At 73.9% G+C, this 21,000-nt stretch carries 17 protein-coding genes; 9 read left to right on the top strand and 8 right to left on the bottom strand.

The genetic code is table 11. The annotated features are described in order from the left end of the window. Positions 1 to 324 precede the first annotated feature (324 nt). Positions 325 to 801 (top strand): Rv3235 family protein, encoded by a 477-nt coding sequence (locus ACWDD9_RS39735; RefSeq protein ID WP_449814284.1) that lies wholly within the window; start codon positions 325 to 327, stop codon positions 799 to 801. A 122-nt stretch (positions 802 to 923) separates the two neighbouring features. Here the strand turns inward: ACWDD9_RS39735 and secA are convergent, their stop codons facing one another. Continuing rightward, positions 924 to 3,686 (bottom strand): preprotein translocase subunit SecA, encoded by a 2,763-nt coding sequence (secA, locus tag ACWDD9_RS39730; RefSeq protein ID WP_049657305.1) that lies wholly within the window; start codon positions 3,684 to 3,686, stop codon positions 924 to 926. 255 nt (positions 3,687 to 3,941) lie between these two features. Here secA and ACWDD9_RS39725 point away from each other — a divergent pair, with 255 nt between their 5' ends. Both ACWDD9_RS39725 and ACWDD9_RS39720 read left to right on the top strand, forming a co-directional pair. Further along, positions 3,942 to 4,499, top strand: a complete 558-nt coding sequence (locus tag ACWDD9_RS39725; protein ID WP_449814283.1) for a GNAT family N-acetyltransferase — start codon at positions 3,942 to 3,944, stop codon at positions 4,497 to 4,499. Positions 4,500 to 4,555: 56 nt separating this feature from the next. Beyond that, positions 4,556 to 5,764, top strand: a complete 1,209-nt coding sequence (locus tag ACWDD9_RS39720; RefSeq protein WP_449814282.1) for a winged helix-turn-helix domain-containing protein — start codon at positions 4,556 to 4,558, stop codon at positions 5,762 to 5,764. A gap of 12 nt (positions 5,765 to 5,776) precedes the next feature. Here the strand turns inward: ACWDD9_RS39720 and ACWDD9_RS39715 are convergent, their stop codons facing one another. Beyond that, positions 5,777 to 6,529 carry a response regulator gene (locus ACWDD9_RS39715; RefSeq protein ID WP_082346073.1) on the bottom strand — a complete coding sequence of 251 codons (753 nt, stop codon included), beginning with the start codon at positions 6,527 to 6,529 and terminating at the stop codon, positions 5,777 to 5,779. A gap of 269 nt (positions 6,530 to 6,798) precedes the next feature. Beyond that, positions 6,799 to 7,494: a ribosome hibernation-promoting factor, HPF/YfiA family gene (gene hpf / locus ACWDD9_RS39710; RefSeq protein WP_449814281.1), complete on the bottom strand. Its 696-nt coding sequence runs from the start codon at positions 7,492 to 7,494 to the stop codon at positions 6,799 to 6,801. A 368-nt stretch (positions 7,495 to 7,862) separates the two neighbouring features. On the opposite strand from hpf, the gene ACWDD9_RS39705 reads away from it, so the two are divergent. After that, positions 7,863 to 8,627 carry a ComF family protein gene (locus tag ACWDD9_RS39705; protein WP_449814280.1) on the top strand — a complete coding sequence of 255 codons (765 nt, stop codon included), beginning with the start codon at positions 7,863 to 7,865 and terminating at the stop codon, positions 8,625 to 8,627. A gap of 67 nt (positions 8,628 to 8,694) precedes the next feature. On the opposite strand, the gene ACWDD9_RS39700 is transcribed toward ACWDD9_RS39705, so the two are convergent. Genes ACWDD9_RS39700 through mtrA form a run of 3 tightly spaced genes read right to left on the bottom strand, consistent with a single transcriptional unit; the run spans position 8,695 to position 13,346 of the window. Then, positions 8,695 to 10,587 (bottom strand): LpqB family beta-propeller domain-containing protein, encoded by a 1,893-nt coding sequence (locus ACWDD9_RS39700; protein ID WP_449814279.1) that lies wholly within the window; start codon positions 10,585 to 10,587, stop codon positions 8,695 to 8,697. Then, positions 10,562 to 12,667 (bottom strand): MtrAB system histidine kinase MtrB, encoded by a 2,106-nt coding sequence (mtrB, locus tag ACWDD9_RS39695; protein ID WP_074005004.1) that lies wholly within the window; start codon positions 12,665 to 12,667, stop codon positions 10,562 to 10,564. Before mtrB ends, ACWDD9_RS39700 begins: the two co-directional genes overlap by 26 nt. A 1-nt stretch (position 12,668) precedes the next feature. Beyond that, positions 12,669 to 13,346: an MtrAB system response regulator MtrA gene (gene mtrA / locus ACWDD9_RS39690; RefSeq protein WP_030247322.1), complete on the bottom strand. Its 678-nt coding sequence runs from the start codon at positions 13,344 to 13,346 to the stop codon at positions 12,669 to 12,671. A gap of 297 nt (positions 13,347 to 13,643) precedes the next feature. Here mtrA and ACWDD9_RS39685 point away from each other — a divergent pair, with 297 nt between their 5' ends. From ACWDD9_RS39685 to ACWDD9_RS39665, 5 genes are all read left to right on the top strand, one after another. After that, complete coding sequence (locus ACWDD9_RS39685) at positions 13,644 to 14,831, top strand: hypothetical protein (protein ID WP_053112376.1); 1,188 nt, start codon at positions 13,644 to 13,646, stop codon at positions 14,829 to 14,831. A 5-nt stretch (positions 14,832 to 14,836) separates the two neighbouring features. After that, positions 14,837 to 15,529: a DUF4129 domain-containing protein gene (locus ACWDD9_RS39680; protein ID WP_387827262.1), complete on the top strand. Its 693-nt coding sequence runs from the start codon at positions 14,837 to 14,839 to the stop codon at positions 15,527 to 15,529. Further along, positions 15,526 to 16,767, top strand: a complete 1,242-nt coding sequence (locus tag ACWDD9_RS39675; RefSeq protein ID WP_449814278.1) for a DUF4350 domain-containing protein — start codon at positions 15,526 to 15,528, stop codon at positions 16,765 to 16,767. The genes ACWDD9_RS39680 and ACWDD9_RS39675 overlap by 4 nt, the downstream gene beginning before the upstream one ends. After that, complete coding sequence (locus tag ACWDD9_RS39670; RefSeq protein ID WP_049659237.1) at positions 16,764 to 17,774, top strand: AAA family ATPase; 1,011 nt, start codon at positions 16,764 to 16,766, stop codon at positions 17,772 to 17,774. The genes ACWDD9_RS39675 and ACWDD9_RS39670 overlap by 4 nt, the downstream gene beginning before the upstream one ends. Positions 17,775 to 17,853: 79 nt before the next feature. After that, positions 17,854 to 19,164, top strand: coding sequence for a DUF58 domain-containing protein (locus ACWDD9_RS39665; protein ID WP_449814277.1), 1,311 nt, complete (start codon positions 17,854 to 17,856; stop codon positions 19,162 to 19,164). Positions 19,165 to 19,185: 21 nt separating this feature from the next. Here ACWDD9_RS39665 and ACWDD9_RS39660 read toward each other — a convergent pair whose 3' ends face one another. After that, positions 19,186 to 20,343, bottom strand: coding sequence for an RNA polymerase sigma factor (locus tag ACWDD9_RS39660; RefSeq protein ID WP_449814293.1), 1,158 nt, complete (start codon positions 20,341 to 20,343; stop codon positions 19,186 to 19,188). Between the two features lie 8 nt (positions 20,344 to 20,351). After that, the gene (locus ACWDD9_RS39655; protein WP_049659240.1) at positions 20,352 to 20,759 is read right to left on the bottom strand and encodes a YciI family protein; all 408 of its coding nucleotides are present in this window, start codon (positions 20,757 to 20,759) and stop codon (positions 20,352 to 20,354) included. Between the last annotated feature and the right edge of the window lie 241 nt (positions 20,760 to 21,000).

Here is a 21,000-nt window from a genome sequence, read left to right as displayed (position 1 = left end):
CCTCGTCGTGGGAGCCCGGCGGTCCGCTCCCGGTCAGGCTCCGATGGTGCGCGCCGCGCCCGTACGGCGCAATGCGGCGGCCGGGCGCCGCCACCCGGTCCGCCCAGCCGGAGCGTCCCCTTTTGGACCGTACGGCCCGTCCCCGCACGTCAACCGGGCGCCGTCGGACCGCCCCTCCGGCCCGGCGCCGCACAGGCCGGTTCCCCCGGATAGGTGAATTCGGCGGCCCGTCCCGGCCGCCCCGGAAACCCGTTGCCGCCCCGCGCGGGACGCCCCCAGCCTGGACCCGTCCGTACCCGCACCACCCAGCCGAGGAGCCACCCCGTGACCGTCCGGTACAGCGCCCACCCCGCCGCCCGCCCGTACCGCCGTCCGCGTGACGCCGGCGGCTGCGAGCCGGCCGGCCGCCGCCCGCGCCACCCGCGCGCCGCCTGCACCAATGCCCCCGGGCCGGGCTCGGGGCCGAACGCCGGGCCGGGCTCCGGAGCCTTGGCCGCCCGGTTCGCCCGCCAGCTGGTCGAGGTGCTCACCGGCGCCCGGCCCTCCGGCCAGCTGATGCGGCACACCAGCCTGGACGGCTACGGGCAGCTCGCCTCGCTGGTCCGGGCCGGCGCGCTGCGCCGCGGCGGCCCCGCCGACCGGCCCCGGCTCGGCCCGGTGCACGACCGCTCGCCCTCACCCGACGCGGTCGAGGCCTGCGTGCGGGTCGACCTCGGCCGGCGCCACCACATGGTGGCCTTCCGGCTGGAGCAGCGCGGCCCGGCCGGGCAGTGGCAGTGCACCGCCGTGGAGGCCCGGTGAGCGCCCCGCCGCGCGCCCGCCGGTACGGACCACACGCCCGGCGGTACGGAACGGCGCAGGGCGCCGTCCCGGTCCGGGAACGGCGCCCTGCGTGGCGTCCTGGCTGGTGGCCGGCGGCCGGCTCAGCCCTTGCGGCGGCGGCCCTTGGCCGACTTGGCGGCCTTGCGGCGCTCGGCGCGGGTCATCCCGTCGCCCTCGTCCTCCGGCGCGAGGTCGTCGAAGTCGCCCTCGATGACACCGCCGCCGACCTCGTCCGAGGGGGCCGTGTAGTGCAGCCGCTGCGGCTTCGGGGCCTCCAGGCCCTTGGCCTTGATCTCCGGGCGGGCGGCGTCCTTCTCCAGCTTGTCGAGCGCCACCTGGGCGTCCTCGACCGGGACCTCCTCGACCTGCTGCTCGACCTGGACCTCCAGGTTGAACAGGTAGCCGACGGACTCCTCCTTGATGCCCTCCATCATCGCGGTGAACATGTCGAAGCCCTCGCGCTGGTACTCGACCAGCGGGTCGCGCTGCGCCATGGCCCGCAGGCCGATGCCCTCCTGGAGGTAGTCCATCTCGTAGAGATGCTCGCGCCAGCGGCGGTCCAGCACCGACAGCACGACCCGGCGCTCCAGCTCGCGCATGATCTCCGCGCCCAGCTGGTCCTCGCGGGCGCCGTACTGGCCCTGGATGTCCTCCTGGACGGACTTGATCAGGAACTCGGGGGTCAGCCCGGCCGGACCGCCGGCCTCCTCCTCCAGCTCCTCCAGGTCCAGGGTGACCGGGTAGAGCTGCTTGAGCGCGGTCCAGAGCTTGTCCAGGTCCCAGTCGTCCTCGAAGCCCTCGCCGGTGGCCGCGCGGACGTACGCCTCGACGGTGTCGTCCATGAAGTGGCCGACCTGCTCCTGGAGGTCCTCGCCCTCCAGCACCCGGCGGCGCTCGCCGTAGATGACCTCGCGCTGGCGGTTGAGCACCTCGTCGTACTTGAGGACGTTCTTGCGGATCTCGAAGTTCTGCTGCTCGACCTGGGTCTGCGCGGAGGCGATGGCGCGGGTGACCATCTTGGACTCGATCGGCACGTCCTCGGGGACGTTGGCCATCGAGAGCACGCGCTCGACCATGCCGGCCTTGAACAGGCGCATCAGGTCGTCGCCCAGCGACAGGTAGAAGCGGGACTCGCCCGGGTCGCCCTGACGGCCGGAGCGGCCGCGCAGCTGGTTGTCGATCCGGCGGGACTCGTGCCGCTCGGTGCCGAGGACGTAGAGGCCGCCGGCCTCCTTGACCTCGTCCTGCTCGGCCTTCACCGAGGCCTTGGCCTTCTCCAGCGCGGCCGGGAAGGCGGCCTCGTACTCCTCCGGGGTGTCCGTCGGGGTGAGCCCGCGCTGCGCCAGCTCGGCCGCCGCGAGGTGGTCGGAGTTGCCGCCCAGCATGATGTCGGTGCCTCGGCCGGCCATGTTGGTGGCGACGGTGACGGCGCCCTTGCGGCCGGCCTGCGCGACGATCTGCGCCTCGCGCTCGTGGTGCTTGGCGTTCAGCACCTCGTGCGGGATGCCGCGCTTGCGCAGCTCCTGCGACAGGTACTCGGACTTCTCGACCGACACGGTGCCGACCAGCACCGGCTGGCCCTTCTCGTGCTTCTCGGCGATGTCCTCGACCACGGCGGCGAACTTGGCCGGCTCCGACTTGTAGATCAGGTCGGGCTGGTCGATGCGCAGCGGCGTCTTGTTGGTCGGGATCGGCACCACGCCGAGCTTGTAGATCTGGTGGAACTCGGCGGCCTCGGTGGTGCCGGTACCAGTCATGCCCGCGAGCTTGTCGTACAGGCGGAAGAAGTTCTGCAGGGTGATGGTGGCCAGGGTCTGGTTCTCGTTCTGGACCTCCACCCCCTCCTTGGCCTCGATCGCCTGGTGCATGCCCTCGTTGTAGCGGCGGCCGGCCAGGATGCGGCCGGTGTGCTCGTCGACGATCATGACCTCGCCGTTCATCACGACGTAGTCCTTGTCCCGCTTGTACAGCTCCTTCGCCTTGATGGCGTTGTTCAGGAAGCCGACCAGCGGGGTGTTCACCGACTCGTAGAGGTTGTCGATGCCCAGGTAGTCCTCGACCCGGCTGACGCCCTCCTCCAGGATGCCGACCGTGCGCTTCTTCTCGTCGACCTCGTAGTCCCGGTCGATCTTCAGGCGCAGCACCAGCTTGGAGAAGTCGGCGTACCACTTGGTCGCCTGGTCCGCCGGGCCGGAGATGATCAGCGGGGTACGGGCCTCGTCGATCAGGATCGAGTCGACCTCGTCGACGACCGCGAAGTAGTGGCCGCGCTGGACGAGTTCGTCCTGCGACCAGGCCATGTTGTCGCGCAGGTAGTCGAAGCCGAACTCGTTGTTCGTGCCGTACGTGATGTCCATCCCGTACTGGCGCTTGCGCTCGGCGGGCGTCATGTTGGCCAGGATCACGCCGACTTCGAGGCCGAGGAAGCGGTGCACCCGGCCCATCCACTCCGAGTCGCGCTCGGCGAGGTAGTCGTTGACGGTGATCAGGTGGACGCCCTTGCCCGTCAGCGCGTTCAGGTACGCGGGCAGCGTGCCGACGAGGGTCTTGCCCTCACCGGTGCGCATCTCGGCGACGTACCCGTGGTGCAGCGCGGCGCCGCCCATGAGCTGGACGTCGTAGTGCCGCTGGCCGAGCACGCGCTTGGCGGCCTCACGGACGGTGGCGAACGCCTCGGGGAGGATGTCGTCCAGGGTCTCGCCGTCCGCGAGCCGCTGCTTGTACTCGTCGGTCAGTGCGCGCAGCTCGGCGTCGGTGAGGTTGACGAAGTCCTCTTCGATGGAGTTGACCTGGGCGGCAATCCGCTGCAGCTTGCGAAGGATCTTGCCCTCGCCGGCGCGCAGGATCTTGTCGAAGACGGACACGATGAGCGGGCTCCTTGCCTGTATTGGCACTGGACGACTGCACGGCGGGTCCACCCCACCGCACGGGCCATCGTATGCGAGGAGTCCAACCCCCCGGGAGGTGCGTCAGCACGGTATTCCCGTGTCACCCTGGCGAGCACATGGCCCGATAGCACCGTCCACCGGGACAAAACGGTCGGCGGGTCGTGGAGTTGGACGCCAAGGCGGGCGAATAATCGGATGCCCGCCTTCCTCCCCTGGCGGAATAATCCGTTCATGGACGAACTTCGCGCCGAACTTCCCGCCCTCACCACCGACCGACTGGTCCTGCGCCCCCCGCAGGAGTCGGACATCGACGCGGTCTACGCCGCCTGCCAGGATCCGGAGATCCAGCGCTGGACGGTCGTCCCGTCGCCCTACCGCCGCGAGGACGCCGAGTTCTTCGTACGCGATCTCGCCATCGAGGGCCGGCGCACCGGGGCGAACCTGATCTGGTGCGTGTTCGAGCGCGAGTCCGGCACCCTGGTCGGCTCCCAGGGGCTCGTCCTGCGCCCCCAGGACCCGGGCTGCGCCGAGATCGGCTGGTGGGCCGTGAAGGAGTTCCGCGGCCGCGGCTACACCACCGAGGCCGCGCGCGCCGTCTCCCACTACGGCCTGCGCGAGCTGGGCCTGCGCCGCCTGGAGTGGCTGGCCTACGTCGGCAACGACGGCTCCCGCGCGGTCGCCGAGAAGGTCGGCTACCGCTTCGAGGGCACCCTGCGCTCGTACGCCGAGCAGCGCGGCGCCTTCCACGACTCCTGGATCGCCTCCCTGCTGCCCTCCGACCTGGCCTGAGCCCTCCGCCCCGACCCGGGCCCGCGCTGTCGGTACCCCGGACTACGCTCCCCGGCATGACCGCCGCTGCCGCCCACCCCGCCCCCGCCGCCGTCCTCAGCGCGGACGACGCCCGCCGGATCGCCCTGCGCGCCCAGGGCCTGCTGGGCGCGCCGGACCGCCGCGGCGGGGTGCGCGGGGTGCTGCGGCACCTGGGCGCCGTCCAGCTGGACACCATCTCGGTGCTCGCCCGCTCGCACGAGCTGGTGCCGTACGCCCGCCTCGGCGCGGTCGGCCGCCCGGCCGTCGAGGCGGCGTACTGGGGAGGCGGCACGAGCTTCGAGTACTGGTCGCACGCGGCCTGCCTCCTGCCGGTCGAGGAGTGGCCGCTGTTCGCCTTCCGGCGCCGCCGCTACCGCGACCGCGGCCACCTCTGGGGCCACCAGGTCCCGCCCGAGACCTACCGCGCCGTGCTGGACAAGCTGCGGGCCGAGGGGCCGTTGACCTCCACCGAGCTGGGCGGCGCCAAGAAGACCGCCGAGTGGTGGGACTGGTCCGACACCAAGATCGCGGTCGAGCGGGCGCTGGCCTTCGGCGACGTGGTCTGCACCGAGCGCCGGAGCTGGAAGCGGGTCTACGCACTGGCCGAACAGGCCATCCCCGACGCCCTGTTGGGGCAGGAGCGGTCGGACGGGGAGTGCGTGCGCACCCTGGTCGCCCAGGCCGGAGCCGCGCTCGGCGTGGCCACCCGGGCCGACCTGCTGGACTACCACCGGCTGCGCGCCGAGCAGTTGGACCCGGTGCTCGCCGACTGCGGGCTCGTCCCGGTCGAGGTGGCCGGCTGGGGCCCGGACGGCGCCCCGGCCCCGGCCTGGGCCGACCCGGCCGCCCTCGCCACCGCCCCGCGCGGGCGCCACCGCACCACGCTGCTCTCGCCGTTCGACTCGCTGGTCTGGGACCGCGCCCGCACCGAGCGGATCTTCGGCATGACACACCGGCTGGAGGCCTACACGCCCAAGCACAAGCGGGTGCACGGCTACTTCGCGATGCCGCTGCTGGCCGGCGGCCGGCTGGTCGGCCGGGTCGACCCGGCCCGCGAGGGGCGCACCCTGGTCGCCCGGCAGGTCTCCCTGGACGGTCCGGGGCGGGGCGCCCGGCACGTCGAGGCGCTGGCGACGGCGCTGCGCGAGGCCGCCGACTGGGCCGGCTGCGACGCGGTGCGGGTCGGGACGCTGCACGACGAGCGGCTGCGCCCGACCCTGGAGAAACTGCTGGCGGACCGCTAAGTCCCGCCCGGCTCACCCTATTTCGAGGATCTTCTCCCGCATCGCGTACACCACCGCCTCCATCCGCGAGTGCAGCTGGAGCTTCTCCAGGATGTTGCGCACGTGGTTCTTCACGGTGTTCTCGCTGATGAACAGCTCCTTGGCGATCTCCCGGTTGTTCATCCCGGTCGCCACCAGCTTGAGCACCTCCAGCTCCCGGTCGGTGAGCCGGGGCGCGGGCACCAGGTCCCGGTCGTCGGAGCGGCGCTGGATCATCGACTTGAACTCGGTGAGCAGCTTGGACGCCATCGAGGGGCTGATCTGCGACTGCCCGTCGGCGACCGCGCGGATCGCGGTGGCGACCTCGTCGGTGGAGATCTCCTTGAGCAGGTAGCCGGTGGCCCCCGCCTTGATCGCCTCGTAGAGGTCGGCCTCCTCGTCGCTTATCGTCAGCATGATGATCTTGGTGCTCGGTGCCACGTCCTTGATCGCCGTGCAGGCCTCGATCCCGCTGCGGCGCGGCATCCGGACGTCCATGAGGATGATGTCGGGCAGCAGGTCGGCGGCCTTCAGCACGGCCTCGGCGCCGTCCCCCGCCTCGCCGACGACCTTGATGTCCGGCTCCTCCGCGAGGACGATCTCCAGCCCCCGACGGAACAGCGCGTGGTCGTCCACCACCAACACGCGGATCGGTTCACCCCGGTGCGGCTCGTACGCGGGCTCATCCTCCGCCCCCAACGGCAGCCCTGGCCCGACCCCGGGCCCCAGCCCGAAGTGATCCCCCATCCGCTCCTCCCCCTTCGCGGGTCGTCGTGCGCCAATCATTCCACGCCCCGGCGCCGCCCCGGTCACGCTCCGATGCCGATTCCCCCGCAACGGGTGACCCGTCCGTCCGGGGCGCGAGACCGCCCTCGACGCACCGCCGTTGGACCGCACCGCACCCTCGACGCACCGCTGTTCGAACCGTGCCGCCGTTCGAACCGCACTGCCCCCGAACGCCGGTGACCCCGGCGGCCACGGCCGCCGGGGTCACCCCTCCATCGCTGTTCGGACGGTCAGTCCTCGTCGCCGGCCCCGCCGATCGCGCCGCCCGCCCCGCCACCCGGGCCGGCCGCGAGGTCGGTCTGCAGGTGGATGACGCCGTAGTGGTAACCGTGCCGGCGGTAGACCACGCTCGGCAGGCCACTGTCCTTCTCCACGAAGAGGTAGAAGTCGTGGCCGACCAGCTCCATCTCGTAGAGCGCCTGGTCCAGCGCCATGGGGGCGGCCGGGTGCGTCTTCTCCCGGACCACCAGCGGGCCTTCGCCCTCCACTTCCAGGGATCCCATCATGGTCTTGCGGACGGCGCCGTTCGTCTCGCCCTCCGGCGCCGTCGTCTCCGGCAGCGCGGCCAGGGCCGCGGTCGCCTCGGCGACGCTGATCGGGGTGCGGCCGTTCGCGCCGCCCTTGTGCACCCGACGCCGGTCCGCGGACTTGCGCAGCTGCGCGTCGAGCTTCGCGGAAGCCAGGTCGAGCGCCGCGTACGGGTCACCGGCGGCGGCTTCCGCCCGGATCACGGGGCCGCGGCTGCGGAGAGTGATCTCCACCCGGTCGGAGCGGTCGGCCTGCCGCGGGTTGTGTTCCTTGGACACCTCGACGTCGAGGCTGATGGCCTTGGCGTCGAACTTCTGGACCTTCTCCAGCTTCTCGGCCACGTGCTCGCGGAACCTCTTGGGCACCTCGGTCTTGCGGCCCTTGACGACGATGTCCACGCAGAACTCCGATCCCTCGTGCTGACGCCGATCCGGGTGCTACCGGACCGGACTGAGACCCAGCTGGACCAGCCCATCCACTGCCGGCCCCCCGTCCCCGCCGCCAGCGGCGGAAACGACTGGCCCTCACCTCACTTCCTCCCCACCAGGGACGTTTGAAACCCCCTGGGCCTTATCGAACACCTCACACGGGTTTTTCGCCTCCCCAGGCGATAAGGAGGGTATGACCCGATACTGCGGTCGGGCGGTCAAGCTGGTCCACCCTGTCTACCCTCTCGTGGGTGAAGTAAGGGTAAATACCTGGACAACGCCCCCCGTACGGCCGATTCTGTGCTGACTCTCCGTGCCTGCCGCCGCCAGGAGCAGCCGTGCCGCCGTTCCCCTCCCCCGCCCGTCCGCCGTCCGCCCAGGGGCCGTTCGGCCACGCACTGGCCGGACTGCTGGACGTCCTGCTGCCCGCCGACTGCGCGGGCTGCGGCAGCGAGCACACCCAGCTCTGCCCGGCCTGCCGGCACGCCCTGGCCACCGCACGGCCCGCCCCCACCCCGCTGCCCTGGACGCACGCCGCCGCGCCGTACACCGGTCCGGTCCGGCAGCTGCTGCTCGCCCACAAGGAGCGGGGCGCGCTGCGGCTGGCCGCGCCCCTCGGCGAGGCCCTCGGCCGGGCCGTGCGCTCCGCCCTGGGGGCGCGCGCCGGGGCCGCACCTCTGCTGCTGGTCCCGATGCCCTCGGCGCGCTCGGCCGTCCGCGCCCGCGGGCACGATCCGACGCTGCGGCTGGCCGGGGCGGCGGCCCGCTCGCTGCGCCGGGCCGGCCTGGACGTGCGGGCCGCGCCGCTGCTGCGGCACGCCCGGCCGGTCGCCGACCAGGCCGGGCTGAACGCGGCCGAACGGCGCCGCAACCTGCACGGCGCGCTCACCGTGCTGCCGCGTGCCCGGACCGGGCGCGCGGGCCTGACGGGACCGGGGAGCGTGGTGGGACCGGGGAGCCTGGCGGGCCGTCACCCGGTGCTGGTGGACGACCTGGTGACCACCGGGGCCAGCCTCGCCGAGGCCGCCCGGGCGCTGGCCGACGCCGGCCTCCCGGTCCGGGCGGGCGCCACCGTCGCGGCCACGGTGCGCCCGGCCGACTGACCGTCACCGCGGCCGCCGACACCCCTCCGGGCCGGGCCGGAGGCCCCGGAGAGGCTCGGACGCGGCGTCAGCCCGCGTAGAAGAAGGACCGCGGCTTGTCGATCAGCGAGGTCTCCCGCCACTGGTTGTTGACCAGGCGGAAGGCCTTGATCTCGCTCGGCTTGCCGTCCGTCTGCTTGACCTCGCCCATCGCGAGCACCGGCGGCGTCTGGGTCAGGCTGTCCCCGCGGGACTCCGAGGCCGAGACGGTCAGCATGCTCTCGGCGCTCTGCAGCTGGGTCTCGGTACTCTGCGAGCCGTCCGTGCTGATGAAGTACAGCTGCTGGGTCCGGTCGGCCTCCTTTCCGAGCACGAGCAGCTGGTCGGTCTCCGCCCAGGACACCGAGGCGACGTCGGTGAGCGTGGGAGCGGCCCGGTGCAGCGCGGTGATCTTCACGGTCGGCGCCTGCGGGGTGCCGTCGTGCACGACCAGGCCGAACCACAGCGAGCGGACGGCCGAGCCCGGGGTCCTGGCCACCACGGCGACCCGGACGCCGTCCGAGGAGATCTTCAGCGCCTGCACGGTCTGGCCGGTCAGCCCCTCGACCGGCACGGTGTACGACTTGGCGCCGCGCACCATCACCACCCGCGGGGCCTGCTTGTTGCGGTCCACCACCCAGAGGTCGCCGCGGCCGTCCCAGGTGGGCGAGGCGAAGCCGTCCTCCTTGTCGCCGCCCTTGGCCGGCGAGGTGAGCACCGGCTCGCCCATGGCCACCGCGCTGTCCGACAGCGGCACCGACCAGACCTGGTGGCCGTCCTCGCTGATCGCGGCGGCCTGGGAGCCGGTGCGGCTGACCGCGAAGGCGCCGAGCGGCGGCTTGGTGTTCGACTGCGGCTTGCCGAGGACCCCGCGGACCGGATCGCCGGGGCGCACCTCGTCGGTCGCCACCAGGGCACCGTCGGCACGCTGGTAGTACTGCGTCGCCGTCGTCGACCCGGCCAGGGCACCGGGGCCGGTGGACGGCGAGTCACCGCGGGCGGCCGTGCAGGAGCCGTGCGGCCCCTTCAGCTCCAGCCGCGTGATCTGGCCCTTGCCCTGGTCGGCGACGGTGTAGAAGAGCTGGGTCGCCATCCGCCGGCAGGCCATCGGCTCGCCGGTGTCCGCCTTGCCGAGCTGCACGTGGGCGACCCGGTTGTCGTCGATGCTCACCTTGTCGACCGTGGTGCCGGCCGGGAACGCCGTGCGGACCACCGGCGAGAGCCAGACGGAGGGGCCGTCGACGAGCGCCCGGACGGCCGAGGTGAGCGGGTCTATCCGGCGCCGCAGGTAGACCGGGTCGGCGAGCAGCACCTCCTGGCCGGTGCTCCCGGACACCACCGAGGACGGGTCGGGCGCGGTGTAGAAGAACCGCTCGACCTGCCGGAAGCTGTTCCGGAAGTTGGTCTCGTTCATGATCACGCCGGGCGCCAGCTTGTCGATCCGCCACTCGCCGTCCTTCTGCCGGACGAAGGTGAAGTCGGACGAGTCGTTGTTCTGCCCGGCGACCCGCGCGTACGAGTGCCGCTCGTCGACGCCGGCCACCAGCTGCCCGCTCACCTGCAACGACGCCGTGGTGTCCGCGTCGGTGACGTCCTGGCCGACCGGGATGCCGGTGGCGGAGAGCACCTTCGTCCCGGCGTCCGGGTTCCAGGTGGCGGCGGCGCTCTCGGTGAGGTACTTGCGCGCCGTGTCGTACCCCTCGTCGGCGGTCACCGCGTCCAGGAACCCGTTCAGCAGCTCGCGCGGCTTGGCGCCCCGGGCGGGCGCCACCGGGAAGACCCGGGCCTGCAGGTCCTTGTCGGCCGAGCCCTGGGACAGCTCCACCCTGGTGATGCCGCCTGAATCCGGCATGGCCGCGCAGCCGCTCGCCACCAGGGCGCCGAGCAGCCCGCCGACCACCGCGAGGAGCCGCGGCTCAGTCCTGTTGCTCGTCCTTCGCACGCTGCGACCCCTCCGCGTCCGTCGTCCCACCCGTCGCGTCCGGCTCCGCCGTCCGCTGTGCCACCGACGGCCGTCCCGGCGTCGGGTCCACCATCACCTGGGCGCCGGTGGCCCCGTACCCGGCGGCCGTCCACACGCCCGAGGGGTCCGCGCGCGGCCCCTCCGGCAGCTTGCGCCGGCCCAGCCCGGGGCCGATGTTCAGCACCCCGCCGAGCCCGCTGCCGAGGCCGCCGCTCACCGTCTCCGGCGTCTCCGCCTGCTCCTCGACGGCGGCCGTCGCCGTCGAGCCGGCCGGGCTGATCGCCCGCCGGTACGGCGTGCCCTGCGCGCCCAGGCCCCGGTTGTTGCGGGAGTCCTCCGGCTCCAGCCGGAACGGCGCCCGGCTGATCTCGCCGCCGCGGGTGCGCGGCAGGGTGAGCCGGAAGTGCGAGCCGCCGCCGGGCTCGCCCCAGGCCTGGAGCCAGCCGCCGTGCAGGTGGGCGTCCTCGACCGCGATGGACAGGCCGAGGCCGGTGCCGCCGGTGGTCCGCACCCGGGACGGGTCGGCCCGCCAGAAGCGGTGGAACACCCGGGACGCCTCGCCCGGCTTGAGGCCGATGCCGTAGTCGCGCACGCCGACCGCGACCGCGCCGTCCGCCGAGCCCAGCCGGACCACCACGTCGCGGCCCTCGCCGTGCTCCAGCGCGTTGACGACCAGGTTGCGCAGGATGCGCTCGATCCGGCGGGAGTCCACCTCGGCCAGCACCGGCTCGCCGTCGCCGCGGATCACCACGGCGCTGCCCTTGGCCTCGGCGAGCGGTTCGGCGGCCTCCACCACCCGGGCGACGATCTCGCGCAGGTCGACCGGCTCGGCGTCCAGGATCGCGGCGCCGGCGTCGAAGCGGCTGATCTCCAGCAGGTCGGCGAGCAGCGACTCGAAGCGGTCCAGCTGGCCCTGCAGCAGCTCCGCCGAGCGGGCCGCCATCGGGTCCAGGTCCTCGCGGCTGTCGTAGATGAGGTCGGCGGCCATCCGGACCGTGGTCAGCGGGGTGCGCAGCTCGTGCGAGACGTCCGAGACGAAGCGCCGCTGCACCCGGGACAGCTCCTCCAGCTGGCGGATCTGCGCCTGGAGGGCGTTGGCCATCCGGTTGAAGGACTCCCCGAGGCGGGCGATGTCGTCCGTCCCGGTGACCTTCATCCGCTCTTCCAGGTGCCCGTCGGCGAGCCGCTCGGAGATCCCGGCGGCCATCCGGACCGGGGTGACCACCTGGCGCACCACGACCCAGGCGATGCCGCCCATGAGGATCACCACGAACACCCCGGCGGTCGCCAGGGTGCCGGTGACCAGGTTGAGGGTGTCGGTCTCCTGGCCGAAGGAGAAGACGTAGAACAGCTGGTACGAGGTCTCCGCCGGGCCGCGGAACTGCATGCCGAGGGCCAGCCCTGGCTCGGACGTGACGCTGCTGCCGGGCGAGCGCTGGATCCGGGTCGGCTGGTCGAACATCTGGCCGGGCTCGGCGGCCAGCTTGGCCCGCAGGGTGTCCGGGATGCTGATCGGCTGGATGTCGCCCGAGTAGCGCGGCGCGAAGCCGCCCCCGTCGGGGACGACGGCGCCGGTGCCGGGGGACATCGCGATCACCGAGTAGACGGTCTGCCCGCTCCCGGCCAGGTCGTTGACCTGCCGCAGCAGCCAGGTGCCGATCTCGTCGACGGTCGGGTCGGCGGTGCCCCGCAGCTTCTGGTCCCGGGCCTCGTCGATCTTCTTCTGCTCGACCTGGAAGCCGATCCGGGCCTGCGCGCGGGCGGCGTCCGTCTTGGTTCCGAGCAGGCCGGTGCGCACCTGCGCCACCACGACCACGCCCAGCACCAGGACGACCGCGATGGACGCCAGCAGCGACACCGCGACCACGCGCAGCTGGATCGACCGGCGGTACAGCGCGGCCACCCGGTGCGTGGGACGGCGCAGCTGACGCTTCACCAGCGCGAACACGCCGGAAGGGCCGCGTCGGCGACGGGTGGTCGAACTCAGCACGTCGCCGCGCACGGCCCCCGCCCCGTCGGTCGCGGAACCCGACGGGGTGTCGTCTGCCCGCTCCGTCACGTCAGCTGGGTCCCGCCTTGTAACCGACGCCGCGGACGGTCACCACGATCTCGGGGCGCTCCGGGTCCTTCTCGATCTTGGAACGCAGGCGCTGCACATGGACGTTGACCAGACGGGTGTCCGCCGCGTGGCGGTAGCCCCAGACCTGCTCCAGCAGCACCTCGCGGGTGAACACCTGCCAGGGCTTGCGGGCCAGCGCGACCAGCAGGTCGAACTCCAGCGGGGTCAGCGGGATGCCCCGGCCGTCCCGCTTCACGGAGTGGCCGGCCACGTCGATCACCAGGTCGCCGATGGTCAGCTGCTCGGGCGTCGGCTCCTCGGCGCGGCGCAGCCGGGCGCGAACCCGGGCCACCAGCTCCTTGGGCTTGAACGGCTTGGTGACGTAGTCGTCGGCCCCCGACTCCAGGCCCACCACCACGTCGACCGTGTCGGTCTTCGCGGTCAGCATCACGATCGGGATGCCGGACTCGGCCCGGATCTGCCGGCACACGTCGATGCCGTCCCGGCCGGGCAGCATCAGGTCGAGCAGGACCAGGTCCGGCTTGGTCTCCCGGAAGGCGGCTAGCGCCCTGTCCCCATCCGCGACGAAAAACGGCTCAAAACCCTCACCCCGCAGCACGATACCGAGCATCTCGGCCAGTGCGGAGTCGTCATCAACGACGAGGACGCGTCCCTTCATGCGTCCATCTTCTCATTACCGGATTGTGACCTGCCGCACAGCAGTGCCAATGCTCCAGAACGGCCAACTCCCCCACCGGTGCATTCCGGCCATACCGGGCGAATGCTCCCCCGGAAACGCCTCCGGACCCCCCGCGAACCCGCGCCGGACCACCGCCCGACCCGCCGCGGAGGACCGTTGCCGATCAGCAACCGGATCGCCATGGGGCCGGTTTCCGGCCCCATGGCACGATGGGCGCTGCGCGCGGGCGGAAGATCCGTTCGCAGTCGCGCCCGTGACGCCCTCCGAGGAGCAGTGATGACCGACACCCCGGGCTGGGCCTCGCCCAGCTCGTCCGAGCCGCCCCGCGACGACGCCCGGCCCCCGGCCGACGCGCCCGCCGCCGTGCCCGGGCCGTCGGCACCACCACAGGCCGCCCCCGGCTGGACCGGCCCGGCCGGCGCCCCCGGGAACGGACAGCAGTGGGGACAGCAGTGGGGCCAGCAGCCTCCCGGCGGCCACCGCCCGTACGGCTGGGGCGCCCCGGCGAGCCCCAAGCCGGGCGTCATCCCGCTGCGCCCGCTGAGCTTCGGCGAACTGCTCGACGGTGCCGTCACCACCGTCCGCCGACACTGGCGCACCGTGCTCGCGCTCTCGCTCGGCCTCGCCGTGGTCGCCCAGGCCGGCAGCCTCCTGGTCAACCTGCTGGTCAAGGGCAAGACCGGCGAGGCCACCCAGACCCTGCGGATGCTGGCCGGACTGCCGCTCGAACTGCTGCTCAACGTGTTCGCCACCGCGCTGCTCACCATCGTGGTCAGCCGCGCCGTCCTCGGCCGGTCGGCGACCGCCGGGGAGGCCTGGCGCGACGCCCGCCCCCGGCTGCTGCAGCTGCTCGGGCTGACCCTGCTCACCGTCCTGCTCGGCCCCGGCGTGGTCCTGCTCGGCTTCACCCCGCTGATCGGCTACTCCCTCGCCGGCCAGGGCTCCGTCGCCATCGCCGGCCTGCTCACCCTGGTCGGCCTGCTGACCGTGCCGGTCGCCGTCTGGCTGTGGATGCGCTTCAGCCTCGCCGCGCCCGCCCTGATGCTGGAGAAGCAGGGCGTGCTGACGGCGCTGTCGCGCTCGCGGCGGCTGGTCCGCGGCGCCTGGTGGCGGGTCTTCGGCATCAACCTGCTGGGCCACGTGCTGGCGCTCGTCGTCGCGATGGTCGTCGTGGTGCCGTTCCAGTTCCTCGGCCTGCTGCTCGGCTTCGAGAGCCTCGACGCCCAGGGCCTGCCCGACACCGCCGACCAGGGCGTGGCCATGCTGCTCCTGCTGGCGGTCGCCGGGATCATCGCCGGCACCTTCACCACCCCCTTCATCGCCGCCGTCGGCGTGCTGGTCTACATCGACCAGCGGATCCGCCGCGAGGCCCTGGACATCGAACTCGCCCGCGCGGCCGGCCTGCCCGAGCAGAGCGGCACCGGCTGGGGCGCGCAGGGCGACCCGGCACCGGCGAGGCGCTGAACCGGATGCCTAACTGGGGGGACAGGCTCCTCGCCGCGGGCGGCGCACCCGTCACCGTGCCGCGTGACCCGGCGCGCGAGGCCGCCCGCGACGAGCTGCTCGACGCGGAGTACCACAAGCACGACCCGTCCGTACTGCAACGCGTCACGGACTGGATCTACGACCACATCGCCAAGGCGCTCGACAGCATCTCCGGCGACGGCACCACCGGCACCACCGGGCTGGTCCTCTTCCTGATCGTCGCGGTGCTGGTCGGCGGCGCGGTCTGGTGGCGCCTCGGCGCACCCCGCCGCGCCGCCCGCACCGTCCAGGACGTGTACGGCGCCGAGGGCCCGCGCAGCGCCGACCAGTACCGGACGGACGCCGCCGGGCACGCCGCCGCCGGACGCTGGACCGAAGCCGTCCGCGAACAGATGCGCGCCCTGGTGCGCGGCCTGGAGGAGCGCACCCTGCTCGACAACCGCCCCGGCCGCACCGCCGACGAGGCCGCCGCCGAGGCCGGCCGGGCGCTGCCCGAGCACGCCGCCGCACTGGCCGCGGCCGCCCGGACCTTCGACGACATCGCGTACGGCGAGCGCACCGCCGACCAGAGCGCGTACCGGCTGCTGCACGAGCTCGACCGGACGCTGGAGCGCACCCGCCCGGTCCTCGCGCCCCCCGCACCGGCTCCGGCTCCGTCCTCGGGAGGAGCGGCATGACCGGTTCCGTCCCCGCCCCCGCACCCGCGGCACCGCCCGGCGCCGAACCGCCCGCCTCCGCCGCCGCCGCGACCAGCCTCGCCCCGACCACCCGCGGCCTGTGGCGCCGCGCCCGCTGGTACCTGGCCGTCCTCGCCGCCCTGCTGATCGGCGCCGCCGCCGTGTCCGCCCTCGGCCAGGACCGCCGCTACCCGCCGCTGGACCCGCGCTCGTACGACCGCGACGGCGCCCACGCCGTCGTCGCCCTGCTCGAACGCCAGGGCCTCAAGGCCGAGTTCACCACCGACCCGGCCACCGCCGCGGCCGGCCCGGACACCCTCGTCCTGCCCGAACCCGACCTGCTCGACCCCGCCCAGCTGCGCGCCGTCGCCGCCGCCCGGCACCGGCGCCTGGTGCTGGTCGCCCCCGGCCCGGCCGCGCTCACCGCGCTCGCCCCCGGCATCCGGCTGTCCGACGACGCCGGCGGGCTCCCGTACGCCTCCGTCCGCTCCACTCCCCCGGAGTGCGCCCTCACCGAGGCCGTCCGGGCCGGCAGCGCCCAGCAGGGCGGCATGCTCTACACCAGCGGCAGCCGCGGCACCGGCTGCTACCCGCGCGCCCACGGCTACCCGCTGGTCGTCCTCCCGGCCGGCGACGGCGACCGCGACGTCGTCGTGCTCGGCAGCGGCACCTTCCTGCACAACGGCGAACTCGCCAAGGACGGCGACGCCGCCCTCGCCCTCGGCCTGCTCGGCTCGCAGCCCCGCCTCACCTGGCACCTGCCCGACTACTCCGCCCCGCTCCCCGAGGGCGCCCGCACCAAGAGCTTCGGCGACTTCCTGCCGAGCGGCTGGCACTGGGCCGGCTACCAGCTCGCCGTCGCCGCCGTGCTCGCCGCCCTCTGGCGCGGCCGCCGGCTCGGCCCGGTGGTCAGCGAGAACCTGCCCGTGGTGGTCCGCGCCGCCGAGACCACCGAGGGCCGCGCCCGCCTCTACCGGCGCGCCAAGGCCCGCGGCCGCGCTGCCGAGGCCCTGCGCGGCGCCACCGCGCACCGCCTCGCCCCCGCCCTGGGCGTCCCGCTCCAGGCCGGCGCACCCGACCCCGACGCGCTCTGCGTCGCCCTGGCCGACCGGCTGTCCGAACGGCCCGCCGGGGACGTCCGGGCCCTGCTGTACGGCCCGCCCCCGACCGACGACGCCGCACTGCTCCGGCTCGCCGACGACCTCGACGCCCTCGAAAGGCAGGTACGGAACCCGTGACCGACCAGGCAACCGCCCAGCTCCGCCCCGTCCCCGGCACGGCGCCCGCCACCCCCGCCACCGACCCGCGCGCCGCGCTGACCGCCCTGCGTGCCGAGATCGGCAAGGCCGTGGTCGGCCAGGACGCGGCCGTCACCGGCCTGGTCGTCGCCCTGCTCTGCGGCGGCCACGTGCTGCTGGAGGGCGTCCCCGGCGTCGCCAAGACCCTGCTGGTGCGCACCCTGTCCACCGCGCTCAGCCTGGGCACCAAGCGCATCCAGTTCACCCCCGACCTGATGCCCGGCGACGTCACCGGCTCGCTCGTCTACGACGCCCGCACCGCCGAGTTCTCCTTCCAGCCCGGCCCGGTCTTCACCAACCTGCTGCTCGCCGACGAGATCAACCGCACCCCGCCGAAGACCCAGGCCGCCCTGCTGGAGGCCATGGAGGAGCACCAGGTCACGGTGGACGGCGAGGCGCGCCCGCTGCCCGTCCCGTTCCTGGTCGCCGCGACCCAGAACCCGGTCGAGTACGAGGGCACCTACCCGCTGCCCGAGGCCCAGCTGGACCGCTTCCTGCTCAAGCTGGTCCTGCCGCTGCCCGACCGCGACCAGGAGTTCCAGGTGCTCTCCCGGCACGCCGCCGGCTTCGACCCGCGCGACCTCGGCGCGGCCGGCGTCCGCCCGGTCGCCGGCCCCGAGCACGTCGCCGCCGCCCGCGAGCAGATCGCCAAGCTGACCGTCTCCCCCGAGGTCCTCGCCTACATCGTCGACCTCTGCCGGGCCACCCGGCAGTCCCCGTCGCTGTCCATCGGCGTCTCCCCGCGCGGCGCCACCGCCCTGCTCGCCGCCTCCCGCGCCTGGGCCTGGCTGGCCGGCCGCGACTACGTCACCCCGGACGACGTCAAGGCGCTCGCCCTGCCCACCCTGCGGCACCGGGTCGCGCTGCGCGCCGAGGCCGAGATGGAGGGCGTCACCGCCGACTCCGTCATCCAGGCCGTCCTCACCCAGACGCCCGCACCCCGCTGACCCCACCCCGCCGTACCGCCCCCGTTCCGGCCGCCGGCCCACGGGTTCCGACGCACGGGCTTCCGAAGGAGCGCACCGCATGGCCCTCACCGGGCGAACCGCCCTGCTCGCCGCACTCGGCGCGCTCGTCGTGGGCCTGCTGCTGCCGTCCTGGACCGGGATCGGCCTGGTCACCGGCGCGGTGCTGGTCGCCGTCGCGGTCGACCTGGTGCTCGCCGCCCCGGTCCGCGGCCTGCGGTTCGGGCGGGCCGGCGACACCACCGTCCGGCTCGGCGAGCCCGCCAGCGTCGAACTGACCGTCACCAACCCGTCCGGCCGGCCGCTCCGCGGCCTGGTCCGCGACGCCTGGGCCCCGTCCGCCTGGCGCCCCGGCACCGCCGAGGCCGCCTCCCGGCACACCCTGGCCCTCCCCGGCGGCGAACGGCGCCGGATCACCACCGTGCTCACCCCCACCCGCCGCGGCGACCACCACGCCCACCGGGTGACGGTCCGCTCGCTCGGCCCGCTCGGCCTGGCCGCCCGCCAGGGCTCGCACCTCGTCCCCTGGACGGTCCGCGCGCTGCCCCCGTTCGCCAGCCGCAAGCACCTGCCCTCCCGGCTCGCCCGGCTGCGCGAACTCGACGGCCGCACCTCCGTCCTGACCCGCGGCCAGGGCACCGAGTTCGACTCCCTGCGCGAGTACCTGCCCGGAGACGACGTCCGCTCCATCGACTGGCGCGCCAGCGCCCGCCGCAACACCGTCGCCGTCCGCACCTGGCGCCCCGAACGCGACCGGCACATCCTCGTCGTCCTCGACACCGGCCGCACCTCGGCCGGCCGGGTCGGCGACGCGCCCCGCCTGGACGCCGCCCTCGACGCCGCGCTGCTGCTCACCGCCCTCGCCACCCGGGCCGGCGACCGGGTCGACCTGCTCGCCCACGACTCCCGCAAGCGCGTCGCGGTGGCCGGCAGCTCGGCCCACGAGGTGCTGCCCGCCTTCACCAACGCGATGGCCGGACTGGAACCCGCGCTGCACGAGACCGACATGCGCTCACTGGTCGCCACCGCGCTCAAGATGGCGCCGCAGCGCTCGCTGATCGTGCTGCTCACCGGCCTCGACGCGGCCCCGGTCGAGGACGGCCTGCGACCGCTGCTGCCGATGCTCACCAAGCGCCACGAGGTCGTCCTCGCCTCGGTCGCCGACCCGCAGCTGGACGCCCTCGCCGCCGGGCGGGGCACCCTGGAGGCCGTCTACGGCGCGGCCGCCGCCGAACAGACCCGGGCCGACCGCCGGGCCACCGCCGAGCACCTCACCCGCCACGGCGTCACCGTCCTGGACGCCCCGCCGACCCGGATCGCCCCGGCCCTCGCCGACACCTACCTGGCACTGAAGGCCGCCGGCCGGCTCTGAGCCCCGCTCCCCCGGCCGGACTCAGTCCGTCCGACGATCCTTCAGAAGCGTGTTGAGCCGGGCCGCCTGACGGGTCAGATGGTCGCGCTCGGCAAGGTCGGGCGCCCGGTGCGCCGCCTCCGCGTACAACCGGGCCGCCGCCACCAGGTCCCCGTCGCGCTCATGGAGGTACGCCGCCACCGCCGCGTACCTGGGCAGCGCGTCGTCCAGCTCCGCGAGCGCCGCCAGCCCCGCGCGCGGACCGTCGGCCTCGCCGACCGCCACCGCGCGGTTGAGCCGCACCACCGGGCTCGCGGTCAACCGGACGAGCTCGTCGTACCACTCGACGATCTGCACCCAGTCCGTCTCCCCCGCGGTGGGCGCGTCGGCGTGCAGCGCCGCGATGGCCGCCTGGGCCTGGAACTCGCCCAGCCGGTCCCGGGCCAGGGCCCCCTGGAGGATCCCGATGCCCTCGGCGATCAGCCCGGTGTCCCACCGGCCGCGGTCCTGCTCGGCCAGCGGAACCAGCGCGCCGTCGGGCGCGGTCCTGCCCGCCCGCCGGGCGTGGTGCAGCAGCATCAGGGCCAGCAGTCCGGCCACCTCGGGGTGGTCGATCACCGCGGTGAGCTGCCGGGTGAGCCGGATCGCCTCGGCCGCGAGGTCGAGATCGCCGGAGTAGCCCTCGTTGAAGACCAGGTAGAGGACCCGGAGCACGGTCGCGACGTCCCCCGGCTGATCGAACCTGACGGCCGAGACGGTGCGCTTGGCCCGGCTGATCCGCTGCGCCATGGTCGCCTCGGGCACCAGGTAGGCCCGGGCGATCTGGCGGGTGGTCAGCCCGCCCACCGCCCGCAGGGTCAGCGCCACCGCCGACGAGGGCGTCAACGACGGGTGGGCGCACAGGAAGTAGAGCTGCAGCGTGTCGTCCATGGCGGTCGCGGGCCCCGGCTCCGGCTCCTGGTCGACCAGGTCCTCCCGGCGCCGGCGGGCGGCCTCCGACCGGGTCGCGTCCAGGAACTTGCGCCAGGCCACGGTGACCAGCCAGCCCTTGGGATCGCGCGGCCGCTCGGCCGGCCAGAGCCGGACCGCCTCGACCAGCGCCTCCTGCACCGCGTCCTCGGCCGCCGCGAAGTCAGCTCCGCGGCGGACGAGGACTCCGATGACGCTCGGCGTGAGACTCCTCAGCAGGGCCTCGTCCATCGGGGACGTCACTCCGTGATGGTCGCCGGCATCGCCAGGAACGGACGCAGCTCCAGCCACTCGTGGATCGGCTCGCCCCCGGCCCCGGGCGCGGCCGACAGCTCCCCGGCCAGCTCGACGGCCCGCTCGTAGCTGTCGACGTCGATCACCATCCAGCCGGCGATCAGGTCCTTGGTCTCGGCGAACGGACCGTCGGTGACCGGCGGACGCCCCTCGCCGTCGTACCGAACCCACGTCCCCTCAGGTGCGAGCGCCTGGCCGTCGACGAACTCGCCGGTCTTCTCCAGCCGGTCCGCGAACTCCTGCATGTACCGGATGTGCGCCGTGACCTCCTCCGGCGTCCACTGGTCCATCGGCACGCAGTTGACCGCGCTCGGGGCACCCCGGTAGTGCTTCAGCAACAGGTACTTGGCCATCGTCTTCTCCTCGGATCCTCGGAGCTGGTGCGACCCATTGTGGCCGCGTCCACTCCGGGGACGGTGCCGGGCACGGGTTCTCGACACGGCCGGCCAAGATTCTTTCCGGCCCGCCCCGCAACCGGCCCACAACGCGAAGAGTCCCTGAAAACGCGAAGAACCCCCATCCGGGACCCGGATGGGGGTTCTTCTGAAGAATTGTTCGGCGGCGTCCTACTCTCCCACAGGGTCCCCCCTGCAG

Source organism: Kitasatospora sp. NPDC001119 (assembly GCF_053598475.1).
The sequence above is the reverse complement of the archived record's forward strand: the minus strand, read 5'-3'. Positions and strand labels throughout refer to the sequence as shown.